At 42.5% G+C, this 13,411-nt stretch carries 8 protein-coding genes and 2 tRNA genes; 2 read left to right on the top strand and 8 right to left on the bottom strand.

Annotated features, from left to right (window positions below; all coding sequences use genetic code 11):
- Positions 1 to 89: 89 nt before the first annotated feature.
- The 4 genes from hisF to purU form a co-directional block, all read right to left on the bottom strand.
- Positions 90 to 842, bottom strand: a complete 753-nt coding sequence (gene hisF, locus RDN93_RS03685) for an imidazole glycerol phosphate synthase subunit HisF (RefSeq protein ID WP_308744221.1) — start codon at positions 840 to 842, stop codon at positions 90 to 92.
- 52 nt (positions 843 to 894) lie between these two features.
- On the bottom strand, positions 895 to 1,617 hold the full coding sequence (gene hisA / locus RDN93_RS03680; RefSeq protein WP_308744220.1) for a 1-(5-phosphoribosyl)-5-[(5-phosphoribosylamino)methylideneamino]imidazole-4-carboxamide isomerase: 723 nt from the start codon (positions 1,615 to 1,617) through the stop codon (positions 895 to 897).
- Positions 1,618 to 1,708: 91 nt separating this feature from the next.
- The gene (hisH, locus tag RDN93_RS03675; RefSeq protein WP_308744219.1) at positions 1,709 to 2,299 is read right to left on the bottom strand and encodes an imidazole glycerol phosphate synthase subunit HisH; all 591 of its coding nucleotides are present in this window, start codon (positions 2,297 to 2,299) and stop codon (positions 1,709 to 1,711) included.
- Positions 2,299 to 3,156: a formyltetrahydrofolate deformylase gene (purU, locus tag RDN93_RS03670; RefSeq protein WP_308744218.1), complete on the bottom strand. Its 858-nt coding sequence runs from the start codon at positions 3,154 to 3,156 to the stop codon at positions 2,299 to 2,301. The genes hisH and purU overlap by 1 nt, the downstream gene beginning before the upstream one ends.
- A gap of 442 nt (positions 3,157 to 3,598) precedes the next feature.
- On the opposite strand from purU, the gene RDN93_RS03665 reads away from it, so the two are divergent.
- Positions 3,599 to 3,672, top strand: a tRNA-Asp gene (locus tag RDN93_RS03665).
- 52 nt (positions 3,673 to 3,724) lie between these two features.
- Positions 3,725 to 3,798 (top strand) — tRNA-Asp (locus RDN93_RS03660).
- Positions 3,799 to 4,136: 338 nt separating this feature from the next.
- Here RDN93_RS03660 and RDN93_RS03655 read toward each other — a convergent pair.
- From RDN93_RS03655 to RDN93_RS03640, 4 genes are read right to left on the bottom strand one after another with little or no spacing between them, the layout of a single operon-like run.
- Positions 4,137 to 6,548: a collagen-like protein gene (locus tag RDN93_RS03655; protein WP_195310185.1), complete on the bottom strand. Its 2,412-nt coding sequence runs from the start codon at positions 6,546 to 6,548 to the stop codon at positions 4,137 to 4,139.
- 9 nt (positions 6,549 to 6,557) lie between these two features.
- Positions 6,558 to 10,406, bottom strand: coding sequence for a hypothetical protein (locus RDN93_RS03650; RefSeq protein WP_055256312.1), 3,849 nt, complete (start codon positions 10,404 to 10,406; stop codon positions 6,558 to 6,560).
- Positions 10,399 to 11,202 (bottom strand): hypothetical protein, encoded by an 804-nt coding sequence (locus RDN93_RS03645; protein WP_055256311.1) that lies wholly within the window; start codon positions 11,200 to 11,202, stop codon positions 10,399 to 10,401. The genes RDN93_RS03650 and RDN93_RS03645 overlap by 8 nt, the downstream gene beginning before the upstream one ends.
- 14 nt (positions 11,203 to 11,216) lie before the next feature.
- Positions 11,217 to 13,409, bottom strand: a complete 2,193-nt coding sequence (locus tag RDN93_RS03640) for a hypothetical protein (RefSeq protein WP_055256310.1) — start codon at positions 13,407 to 13,409, stop codon at positions 11,217 to 11,219.
- Between the last annotated feature and the right edge of the window lie 2 nt (positions 13,410 to 13,411).

Genomic DNA, 13,411 nt, shown 5'->3' with positions numbered 1-13,411 from the left:
CAGCCTGAAGGCTAATTTTTGCACCACAGTAATTACCTGATGGTAATTCCTTCGACGCAGCCTGAAGGCTAATTTTTGCAACGCAGTAATTACCTGATGGTAATTCCTTCGACGCAAAGATACGATTTTAATTCGGGAATTTTAATTTCTCCGAAGTGAAAAACGCTGGCTGCCAGCGCCGCATCTGCTTTTCCTTGCAAAAAGACATCACGGAAGTGTTCTTTGCAGCCTGCACCACCCGAAGCAATCACGGGGACAGAGAGTTGCCCCGCCAATGCGGCAAGTGCTTCATTCGCATACCCGGTCTTTACTCCGTCATGATTCATGCTCGTAAAAAGGATTTCGCCCGCTCCACGTTCCTGTGCTTCTTTTGTCCATTCAAACAGGTCTTTGTCGGTTTCGATACGTCCTCCGTTCAGGTAGCACTTCCAACCTTTTTCCGTTTGCTTGGCGTCTACTGCCAATACACAGACCTGCGAGCCGAAATTCTTGGCAATCTCATCAATCAGTTGCGGATTGCGGATAGCGGAGGAGTTGATAGATATTTTGTCGGCTCCGGCATTCAGCAGACGGTCCACGTCACTCAGTTCGTTGATTCCGCCGCCTACGGTAAACGGAATATTGATATTGGCAGCAATACGTTTCACCAAGTCCGTGAATGTCTTACGCCCCTCATGACTGGCGGTAATGTCAAGGAAAACAAGTTCATCGGCTCCTTGTTCACTATAAGCCCGTCCCAACTCTACCGGGTCACCTGCTTGACGCAAATTAACGAAATTCGTTCCTTTCACGGTTTGTCCGTCTTTGATATCCAGACAAGGTACTATTCTTTTTGCTAACACAATCCTATTTTTATTTACTGTTTGACAATTTAAAATCAGACAATCAAAGGTCTCAATCCAAAAAGATTTTCAAGTCTTTCAGAGTGAGCCGCCCTTCATACAGTGCTTTTCCAAAGATCACTCCTGGCACTCCGGCTTCGTTCAAGGCAATAATGTCATCGACATTACTTACTCCACCGCTGGCCATTAGATAAAGGTCGGGGAATTTTTCCAACATTTCCTTGTACAAGTGAATGGAAGGCCCTTTCAACATCCCATCACAACTGATATCTGTGCAGATTACTTTTCGGACACCTTTATTTATATAGTCTTCGAGAAACGGAAAAAGCTCACAGGCGCTTTCGTCCTTCCAGCCGTTTACGGCTATCTTATGCTCTTTTACGTCCGCCCCCAAGATTATTTTATCACTTCCGTACACTTCCAGCCAATGACAGAACAATCCGGGATCTTTCACGGCAATGCTGCCGCCCGTCACCATTTGCGCACCGCTTTCGAAAGCGATTTTCAAGTCTTCATCACTCTTTACTCCGCCGCCAAAATCTATTATCAAGGAAGTACGGGTAGCGATTTGCTCCAACACCCGATAATTGACTACATGATGAGAAGCAGCTCCGTCCAAGTCCACCACATGAAGTCTGCGGATACCATTGGCTTCAAACTCCTTGGCAACTTCCACCGGATTTTCGTTATATACTTTCTTACTGTCGTAATCTCCCTGGGAAAGGCGTACACACTTTCCGTCAATAATATCAATGGCTGGAATAATTTCTATCATCTATTATTTATTTGCTAAAAGTTTATTATAAACGATGAACGAGTTTATTATAAATTATGATGGAGTTTATTATAAACGGCAACATAGTTTATTATAGATTCAAAAAGTTCGTCAGAATCTTCTCTCCCGTCTTACCACTTTTCTCCGGATGAAACTGGGTGGCATAAAAGTTATCTTTATGCAAGGCGGCACTAAACGGGTGAATATAATCAGTCGTAGCAGCGGTAAAGTCGCAAGTCGGCACATAAAAACTATGCACGAAGTAAACAAATTCTTCGTCGGTAAATCCTTCAAAGAGTTTACTGTTCGTTTCTCCGATTGTGTTCCAACCCATATGAGGTACTTTGTCTTCGTGCTTCTGCGGAACAAAACGCTTCACGTCTACATCAAAGATATTCAAACAGTCCACTCCCCCTTCTTCGGAATAACGGCACATCAACTGCATACCGAGACAAATCCCGAATACAGGCTGGCGCAGATTCTTTATCAGCTCGTCCAATCCTGTCGCTTTCAGATGGTTCATGGTAGTTTCCGCCTCTCCTACTCCGGGGAAAATTACCTTATCGGCTGACTGGAGTTCTTCTTTATCGGCAGTAATCACCGCTTCCACTCCCAACCGCTTCAAAGCATAATCCACAGAACGGATATTACCGGCATTGTATTTTACGACTGCTACTTTCATCAACTAAATATTACTGTTTTATTTTTATAAGCCAAAATTTTACGTTCAATGTGCTTCTGTACCGCACGTGAGAGAACGATTTTCTCCAAGTCCTTTCCTTTGTTGACAAGGTCTTCGATAGCGTCTTTATGAGTGATACGCACTACGTCCTGTTCGATAATCGGACCTGCATCCAGTTCTGTCGTCACGTAATGGCTGGTTGCACCGATAATCTTCACACCTCTTTGGAAGGCAGCGTGATATGGCTTCGCACCTACGAACGCAGGAAGGAAAGAGTGATGGATATTGATAATCTTATTCGGATAAGCGTTTATCATCTGCTCGGAAATCACTTGCATATAGCGTGCCAGTACGATAAATGTGATTTTATGCTTGGCAAGCAGTTCCATCTCCTTGCGTTCTTGTTCTTCTTTTGTTTCTTTGGTAATGGGGAACAAATAGAAAGGAATGCCGAAACGTTCGGCCACATGTTGCAAATCGGGGTGGTTGCTTATAATAAGAGGTATCTCCACATTCCACTCTCCGGCTGTGTAACGAGCCAGCATATCGAAAAGACAGTGTGACAGCTTAGAAACAAAAATAGCCATACGCGGTTTTACATCCGAAAAATAAAGACGGAAATCCATTTCGTATTTTTGACCATAAAGTGTTCTGAAATAATCTTCAATCTTTTCCTGGGGAACCAGAAAATCTTTCAACTCCCATTCAATACGCATGAAGAATATGTTTTCTACATGGTCTACATACTGGTCCAAATAGATAATATTTCCTTTGTTTACCGTAATAAAGTCTGTCACTTCCGCAAGGATTCCCGGTTTGTCGGGACAGTGCAATAACAGTTTGGCTGTTGTCATCATTCTTTTTACTAATTTACGATTCCCGGCAGAATATTTTCCACCTTTCTTATTTTAGTCCGCAAAAATAACGATTTATTGCAAAATTACGAATTATTCAAGCAGAAAGTTGATATAAAAACGGTAATTTCTTACAGATAGAAAGATTTCGAGAGTTCTTTTCTATGAAGAGGATGACAAACTTCAGGATAGTGACGCTATCGTCTTTGGATAGCGTCACTATCTCATTATAATGGCGTCACTATGATAACCGGATAGCGTCACTATCCTGATAGAAGAAAAAACAATATTTTTTTTCATTACAAAAGTACTCAAAATGAGACACTAAGCGTTTTTCTTGTTTTTTCTTGAAAAAAACTTTTCCTAAAACGCTTGCAGATTTACAAAAAACAACTACCTTTGCACCCGCAATCGAGAGAGATGCAGATTAATAAAATGAAATTCTGGTGCGTTAGTTCAGTTGGTTAGAATACATGCCTGTCACGCATGGGGTCACGGGTTCGAGTCCCGTACGCACCGCTTCTTAATGAAGAGGCGGAAAGAATAAAAAGAGTTAGTCTAAATAAAATTTGGTGCGTTAGTTCAGTTGGTTAGAATACATGCCTGTCACGCATGGGGTCACGGGTTCGAGTCCCGTACGCACCGCTTCTTAAGAAAAGGAAAAAGCTCTGTAAACATTGAATTACAGAGCTTTTTTCTTTTATCACTCCCTCCTGCACACACCGAGCACATCAAAAGATATTTTCTTTTCATACATAAGTTTATGATGCCGTATATAAACGGCAAAACGATTTGCGAAGTTATCACAAATCGATTTGAATAGTTTTCAATCTTGTTAACATAAAACGAAATGTGTATTTTCAATTTTTATTTAATAGTAACTTCGTGATGTGCAGGACGGCTTTCTTTTTACTCCATTTCTTCGTACTTTGGGAAAGTTCATCTTCTTTTATAGGTAACTGATAACCAATTGCAGAAAAGTATTAATCGGCGGGGCGTCCTATTACAACAACTCGAAAATCTATATTCATAAGCCCAATATTGGGATCAATTGTCTGTATATTAAAATGATCATTGTACCGCCCACACTCTGTACCCATAGTCCAACGCTCGCCATCGACTGCCCAGGGAGTCGTTTGTACAATTACAATATAATCAGTATGCCCTTGTGAGTGATATAAGGTATATTGTCCGGTACTTGTGCGTTGTATGCGTGATATTATCATTCCGTCACCCCACCTTTGGACAGAATTTAAATCTCTTTCAACAGCAACAAAACCAAGGACTCCGGGCATACTCCAATGGTCGTTCTTGTCCATTTTCCAGTCAACGCCACCAATAGCGTCAATGCATAAATTACAATACCCCCCAAACATCATATCCTTTCTCATCGTACTACCACTGGCGCGAAGCATGAGTGCCCTGTTGAAAGAGTTCCAATTTCCTGTAGCGGACATATAAGCAGACACGTCGAATCCGACCATGGCGGACAATGTGTTTCCAAGTGCCGCTTGCCTTTGATGATCACCAGAATCCGTTTGGACGGAAATCATGGCATCTCGTCCGCTAATGTTTTTAAGCCCGGATCCTTCAATTTCAAAACCACCAATAACGCCGTCATTTGCATTTACCGTTCCAGTAAAAGTTCCCTTATTCGCGAACACCTCTCCTTTAAATTTGTACTTTTTATTGACTGGATCAAGCTCGAACACTACTTCATCATCAACCAATGCGAATATCCCGGTACGCTTCGTCCCGTCAGCTCCGGTGAGACAATCACGTCCCATAGCGACGCCTGTCAGCTTCCCGTTACTGTCTTTTGTGCCGGAAAACATCTTGGGAGACACCATATACTCACCTCCTATTTCCGTCTTATTATTGTTCCATTCCTCAATCCACGGAAGAAGGTTCGCATCTTGACCGTCTTTTCCTCTGAATCTGATAGGAGTGCCCCATTCACCTGAATCTGCACTTTCTGCCACCTTCTGTGAAATCCAAACGACGGATGCCGTTGAATTTGTATGCCAACCTTCGGTTGTACCATTCCCTGTAGGAACGGCAGGTTCGGTTTCGCTGTCATGATAGGTTATGTAAACTCTCATACCATCCTTACCGTTTGTACCGTCCGTGCCGTCATTACCATCTGCCACCATTAATTCCCAAGCTGTGCCGTTATAGATGTAGACACGCCCGTTGTCAGTGTCACGATACACCCAGTTTTTAACAGGGTCAGCTGGAGCGGTAGACAAGTCACCTTTCCATACAATGTCCAGACCATCCTTTCCGTCATTACCGTTAATTCCGTCCAGGCCATCCTCACCGTCAACGGTCATTACATACCAAGCATTATCTTGATAGACATAGTTCTTCTTGTCGGATGTATTGCGGTAATACCAGCCGTTCTGAGGATTGGAGGGATGAGAAGTGAACTCGCCTTTATATACAAGACTGCTACCGTCTTTCCCAGGTTCGCCTTTCAGGTTCTTTTTTACTTCACTATCCAAGTTATCCCAAGTAAGTTTCACGCCACTTCCGAAATGGAAACCGTCAGTGTCCCAATATATAGCCCTGTTGAATATGTCACCGTTGCCTTCCTTGTCCCATCTGATATTGCCTTTTGCAATGAATCCGGAACTGTCGGGATTGAACTGGTACAGGATTGTCCCGTCATCGTCTACACCTTTCAGCATACCGTTGACGCAATAGAATCCTTTCAATCCATTCGTTCCCGGTATATCACCGCCCACACGAACCTTCAGGCAGTTGCTCCAGTCCTTCGAATAAATACCGGCCAGCACGTCAATGGCAGGCTGTGCATTTTCATCAGCGTGCATATAGATAGCGGAATGCCTTCCTGCGTACTGTGTTTCGTATGAACTGTTACCAAATTGCACTATGTCGTCACCCACTATGGGGGGATTCGTAACAAAGGTAACCCCGTCCTCGTTCACTTCCGATTCAAACTCCGATACCGGAATGCGGATTACTCCGTCAACGATTGATTCTATCTCCACGTGATACAATCGCTGGTTGCCTGTAAACTCCTGGCACCGGATGAAGTCATGCTCCATGAAACTCATGTCCTGTTCTTCGAGTGTGACAAGGTAGGCAGTCCCGTCTTCCGACATCTGGACTGTCTTAATCTTGCCACATCCCTGTGTAATAGTCTGCGCACCGATTATCGCCCTGATCTTAGACACCAGAAGCTCGAATACGGTGAACTGTCCACGTACACGGATAGCGTCAATTTCAAGCATCCACTTGCCCTTGACATATTCCCAAATTTTCCAACCATAACCCGAAAAACCGGATAAAAAGAATTCTACGATTTTCTCACCCATCTTTATTCCGGATGAGATAAATCCGACAATTGCCGAACTGGATAATCCTGCCATATTATAATATTAAGATAGTTTTGTAACTTCGACTATACAGATTGGGGATATTCTGGAGTAACCGGGTTCTGCTGAAGGATCGTTATTATAACCTTGGGCAACTAACAGATAACCATCTGAATCCACTGCTACATCGTCGAATGTATACCAATTAGAATTATTGTTGATTACTTTAGTAGACAAGTCGGATGCTAATACTTGTTGCACAGCATTTTGAACGTATAAATTCCAAGGTTGGGTATTGGGTACAGAATTTTTGTCTGATAATAAAAGTCTGACCTTATAGTTACCCGGAGTTAACCCCTTTAATATTACGACACTTTGAATTTCAGCCGTGTAAGAAGTGAAATTACCACGTGTGGGAACAACGATACTTTTGGTAGAGCCATCCCAAATCATTGAGTTGGGATATTGTACTTCCGCTCCTAATGTCACCCCTTGCCAATAAACAGGAGCGCCTGTTCCGCCTAGGACATCCTTGGACAACTTTGCTCCCATAGCTGCATAATCAGCTTTGTTATATGGTATATATCTACCTGTCAAGGTTCCAACGTAGTTTCCCTGAATATCTTTTAGATCCACAGCTGCATTACCGGAGTTTATAGGCTGGACAAAGCCGACGCCATCCACATTCCCTGCCGATGGTATGTTTGCCAGTAATATTATGACAGGCGGTTCTGTAAGAGTTACGGAATCGCTGCCAACGCTTGATTCAGAAACTTCATTCTTCAACTGTCCATACAAAGTTTTAGCTCCAGAAGTTGTAAATTCGTAAACAATATTATCTTTCCATGCTTCCCATGCAGCAGACGCCAAGCCTGCTGACGTTTCCGCCAATCTGTAATGCGTTGGAGTTCCCTGACTGATTTCAAATGAAACAGGTACGGTATAGCCGGCAAAAGAATCTTTCCCTTCCGCCAGTGTTATGCTTGTCAGGCCAACGGGCTGCACTACCTGTATAGAATCAGACTTGATCGAAGATTCTGTCGTCTCATTTCCGACCTGCGCATATACTGTCAAATTACCATCCACTATTTTTGAGTCATATTGAACTGTCGAACCGCCCCACACAATCCAGTCTGTACAATCAGACAAATCCGCCTGTTGGCCGATCTTGTATTTGGTGATGGTATTCAACGTCTCAAATTTAACCGATACAATACCGGAATCTGTGCTGGCATCCCCATTGTTGACAGTAATACTGTCCAACCGTGCCGTAACAGCATCTATCAACTCGATGGCGGCTGATCTGGATACCGTTTCAGTGCTGGCGTTTTTCAATTTTGCATACAGTATTTTGTTTCCATAAGATGCGGATAGTTGCACTATCGGATTTTCAGTGAATTCCACCCATGATGCTCCCGCAAACGATGAATTTTCCGAAACCATGTAATGAGTTGGATATCCGAGGTAGTCAAATGTTACATTTACATTTCTCTGTATCGCCGAAGCTGCTCCGTTATCTATCGTGATGCCTTTCAGAGTCAATGTCGGCTCAAGCAGAGTTATACCGGCTGATAATACTCCGGTTTCCCCATACGCATTCTTTAGCTTCACATAAACGGTTTTAGCATTGAATCCGGAAGACAACTTGAATGTCGGTTTTTCCACATATTCAATCCATGAGGCTCCTGTAAACGACATATCCTCTGAAACCATATAATGGGACGGAGCCTGACCGCTGTAGGTAATGTTTAGTATAACATTCCGGTCTTGAGTGAATTCCTGCCCGGAGTTGATCACAAACGATTCAAGTACAGGCGGTGACACCCATTTATTGATTCTTGCCAAATACGGCTCCTTCAATCCCGGTTTCAACATCTGAACAAAATAATAAGCGTCATCATACGCATACTCCGCATTATAATCTGCCTCAAATGATTCCACATACTTGTTCACCCGTTCCAACAACAACGGGTTGAAGTCAAGGTTAACCAGCAGCCTGCCGTCATTCATAGCGAATGATGTTCCATACACATTGTCCCCCGATGTGACAGACACCCCTTCCAGTGACGGAACACCTGATATGAGTACGGACAAGTCCCTGAAAAAGAAATTGGCGCCCTTCGGCACATACATCCTGTAATGTACCCCCGTTTCCGTCACAGTCTTAACAGACAGCGTGTTTTCCCTCATATACCAATATTCAAAGAATTCATCTAAAGTAGGGAACCATAGATTGTCTAAGCCGATATCTCCATACAATCGATGCAGATTCTTAATGAATACCGATTCCCAGTGCGATCCTCTGTGTGTGGAACCTATCAACCAGTAGATCGATTCCTTATTTTCTGTTGCATTAAATCCGGATAGAATATCAAGTAAATCCTGCGCATATTGAGGATTATCATTATCGTATACCATATCATCTCCGTAAGCAAACAATCTCTGAATTGTTACATTATTTTTGCTTAAAGTAAAATCGGGACTGAATGGATAAACTTTTTTAATACTGGGGTCTCCTCCCTGCGCAGTAATGACCTGAATGTTGTCATTAACCCGGCTGAAAGTTATATATTTGTGGTCGCCATTCGGTTCCACCATTAATTTTGGGGTAATGCCTATGTACTCCTTGAAAAGTGCGACCGAGTCCTCGACACATTTATCAAATTTTGCCTGTGTGTCGGTAGTAGCAGTATCATAGCCTATCAAATCGTGATAGGCTACCATGAACCCGAAGTCAAAAAAAAGTTTAAACTCCTTTTCTGACATCCACGGTAGAAAATAACCGAAATCCTGGCCTATGTATTGGTTTTTTAATTTATCCGGCCAAGTAGCAACAGTAGTTGCATATCTTTTCTTTATCCCGGCACCATCAGTACATTGTGCGGGTTTTTCCGGATAATAAGCGTCAGAAACATACTGCTCTATCTGCGGGTCACCCTGCATACCCAAATGCCATGTAAGAATCCTATCATCAGGTAATTTAAATCTTTTAGCTATATATCTTTTATTAATCAGCGAAAATATATACTGGTATATAGCATAGCTATCGTCCGTGATATAGCTAAATACCATCTTCTTATTATACTTCAAAGGTGGAATCTCCAGCGAAATAGCCTCCTTATTAACCGAGCTTGGAAGCGTAATATCAAACTCAACCACATCACCCCAGAATTTGCAATATTGAATGTGCATCAGACCGTTTACCTCTTCAGATACCGTATTCCTGCATTTCAGCACAACACACGTCTGCAATTGAGAATTAATGTAAAACCGTGTAATGTCATAATTGAAATTGAAAAACTCCTTATTCAATCCTTTTCCGGTTGAAGCAACGAATGATTCTACGTTAACATACGTCCCAAACCCTAGAGGCTCATCCGCAATCACATAATCTTTCGTTTCTCCGGCAGCCTTTGGCAAGTTGGATAAAGATACTGATCTTTCATAGATATCTATTACTTCTCCATTCATCTTATATTGACCGGCCAATTGTTCGGTACCGGAAATAACAAGAGGTTTGACGACCTTGTCGTTTAAATCCGAACTTAACTGGTTATATAAAGAGCTCTGAATCTTCGATATTTCATCCGGGAACCGCTTATCCATATTAGCTACCGCAGCATCTGCCCGCGCTGCGCCATCCAACGCCGGTTGTTTCAACGATTGAAGCCATTCTTCTTCGCTGCCGGGAAAGCCATTGTCGACTGCCTGCTGATACGCGCTTTTTCCTTGAGACGAAAGTTCGTACCAATATACCCCGTCATCTGCCGGGACTACACCGGTTGAATCTTGTAAAGCCAAATATTTGGCATTTTTATAACGCCAAATATCATTATATTCAACTTCTGTCTTATTGTTCCAGTCTCCTCTGGGAGTGATGGATATCTTGCCTAAATCTATATCATTAGCCATTTTGCTGCAATATTAGGTGTCCATTAGTTACTTTGAATTGATTCTCATAATTATTCGTTGGTACACTTAAAATCAAGTGTCCTGTGCGTACATTGATGCCCATTGTTGGATAAACAATCACGCCGTCTTTACCCTTCATTTTGTCCATTTCGATCGTTTCCCATAGAATTCCGCCTTTCTGCTTAACAAGTACTACGTCTTGGGCGTCAATATCATCTGCTCTATCTGATACATTGTCCAATCCGCCTAAAGTGCCGGTTATTCCCTCGTTTACAGGTAATTCGAGTAATGCAGTAGATAATGAACCCTCATCTCCAAGTTCTGTGATAGAGTCTTTATCCAACTCTGATAACGAATCGGATATTTGAGATTGTAATTCTGATAGTGTTTTACCAGAGCGGACAACCAAACCTCCGTTAGCTGATAATAGAAAATCGGTACTATCAGGTTGGTCCTTACGAAGAAATTTCTCATTCATCGGACTGTCTTCATCCAATTCGTGGGCCTTATCCGCATAGCCTGCTTTTACTTTCTCATGAGTAACAATCAACTCACCTGTTTCATCATCGACAGTACCAACACGCACCATCAAATATTTGTCATCTCCCTCGTCAAAACCGATACGTTCAAGAGCAGGAAGGTTTGTATGAGTATGTCTATCACAGGAAGAATTTCCTTCACCTGCTCCAGATACCAGTACAGCTGCAGAAGAGGCAGATTGTCCCTTTTCACGCATTCTTTTACTGCGTGGGACGGCCTGACGTTCTGATATGACAATATTATATTTTTCTTTCATTGCAAGCAGTTTGTTTATTCGTACTCTATTCCCTCGAAATTATCCGGAGTTATCTCCGCCAATTTCACATTACTTTCATCTTCACGTACGTTCTGAACATCCCCTACCATTAAATATGTGCCGGGTTCGCTAACATCCGTATATGTACCGAACCTGTTTAATAAGCGGACTGTGCCGGAGAGCATATTCATGCGTCTGTTATAGTTACTGTACCAAGTGCCAATCAACAGCTTTTCCAATGATGCGGATACTCCGGCACGGGTAAATATCTGTAACGTTGTACGGCTAGATACATCCAACAACATTCCCATTCCGAAATTTGTGGAGGTACATGGTGTTCCCACAATCGTTTCAATCTTCTTTTCTTCTTTTGCAGAAGAATTGAGCCATGTTTTATATTCAATATCATTACCAACCACTTCTTTTCCGTATTGATTGACCAGAGTCAATTCCGGAATTTTGAACAAAACCCAGCGTGGAATGGTATGCGAGTCAGTTGTAAGACCGTTATGTTTATGTGGATTAACCACGCGGGCGAAACAACTTATAATTGTCAGTTCCAGTGTACATCCTTGGTTTCCGGAAGGAATAGGGATAAGATCACCTTCCCCTGATGCTGTACGCGGAATATACGAGCGCAGATATCCAACCCGATTCATTTGCCAGCCACCCCTCCAACCTGTATATCCACCACTGTCATAATACCTTAGAGAAGTCATTTTAGGAGTACCATATTCTACATCTCCATCCACCCATTTACCGTTTATCTCTTTATAATGCCGGAAAAATCCTTCCTCCTCTGATTCTTTGTCATATACCCTATTTTCATAATGCATCTTTATATTTCCGTCCGTATCAATAATCCGCAAGATATATGATATATTATATTCCTTGATATCCTGCATTTTCTCATAGGCACTTTTTCCGTTTAATGCCGTCGCTTCTTCAAAAGGGTTATATCTGCCATCAATCATCGCTTCGACTTTTAATCGCAGCATTATATCAGTCAAACAAGATTTTCCATCCAGAATTACACCTGGAGAAGAATAATTAAAAACAACACGTGTTTCCGGTAATGACAAAGTACGCCGTACTTTAAAAAGCCACGGTGCTCCATAATCACTTCCAGAGGTATCTATGGGAGTTTCAGTTCCAAAAAGCGGCATCTTATATACATCCCTGATGCGCGATGCTATTCCGAAGGCCTCACTCCCGGAAAAGACAGGAATAATCCTGAAAAGTAAAGCCTTGTCAGGTCTTATCTCCAGTTCTTCACTTACCCCGGTTGTTTTTTTAAGGTCAATCATAAAGCCGATATTATTATCCACAAACGGACTTTTGCTTAGATCCTTGGCTACATAGTACCGTTCCGCTCCTTCATCAAGCATTTTTTCTGTCAATGTAGTAGAATAAAGTTTCTTTTGAGGATAAGGACTGAAAGTAAGAGTCACATTCTTATATGTCTTGTCGACTCCCAATACTGCGTCATCACTTTCCCAGCGAATTTGTTCGGGTTTAAATTCTGCTTGTACGGCATTCAAATCATAGATAAACAGTTTTCCTTCACGCTGGATCAGACGTAGAGCAAACGGACGAAGAATTTCGTCAAGCACTTCGCGCATCGTCAACGGCACTCCCTCCTCATCATAAAAGTTCTCACAACTGATTCCTACATTATCCAACATTTCACCGGAAACCGAGCTACAAGTAGTTGATATGTATCTTTCAATCCCCCGGTTATTTATTTTAGTCTCAGCAATAAAGTTATCAATCAAGACACTTATCGAACGTGTCCCCCTCAAAGAGAAATTCATCCGGTCAAGCAAGGAAAAGTCACTGAACGTCAGCTTCACCTCATATTCATTTTCATAAGAGAACGGTTCTTCATAAGCTTCTGTATCCAACGTACCGCTCCAGTACAACACATCATCCCGATATGCATCCATGCGGATACTTCCTGCTTCAACAGTATACAGGTCTTTATATTGCCGGTTTACCTTGCTGACTATTTCCAAGGTTGCGGCACTGCCCTGCACCGGCTCCAGTTTATCAGTTTCCGCCCATTCGAATACCAACGGGGTTTCTGCCGGAAAACGAAGTTCCGCAACAGCCGGATAAGGAACATCCGCATCCTGCCATATCTCAACACGCCACAGTACACCTGCCACACTGAAGAACTCCCCCTGATATCTTAATTGCTTTTCCATTG

This window comes from uncultured Bacteroides sp. (assembly GCF_902491285.1).
Taxonomy (GTDB): Bacteria; Bacteroidota; Bacteroidia; order Bacteroidales; family Bacteroidaceae; genus Bacteroides.
Note: the sequence above shows the minus strand (reverse complement) of the source record. Positions and strands in the feature narration are given on the sequence as shown.

Coding starts and splice junctions, on each gene's coding strand:
- RDN93_RS03640 (WP_055256310.1), bottom strand. CDS start 13,409: ATGGAAAAGCAATTAAGATATCAGGGGGAGTTCTTCAGTGTGGCAGGT.
- RDN93_RS03645 (WP_055256311.1), bottom strand. CDS start 11,202: ATGAAAGAAAAATATAATATTGTCATATCAGAACGTCAGGCCGTCCCA.
- hisH (WP_308744219.1), bottom strand. CDS start 2,299: ATGAAAGTAGCAGTCGTAAAATACAATGCCGGTAATATCCGTTCTGTG.
- purU (WP_308744218.1), bottom strand. CDS start 3,156: ATGATGACAACAGCCAAACTGTTATTGCACTGTCCCGACAAACCGGGA.
- RDN93_RS03650 (WP_055256312.1), bottom strand. CDS start 10,406: ATGGCTAATGATATAGATTTAGGCAAGATATCCATCACTCCCAGAGGA.
- RDN93_RS03655 (WP_195310185.1), bottom strand. CDS start 6,548: ATGGCAGGATTATCCAGTTCGGCAATTGTCGGATTTATCTCATCCGGA.
- hisA (WP_308744220.1), bottom strand. CDS start 1,617: ATGATAGAAATTATTCCAGCCATTGATATTATTGACGGAAAGTGTGTA.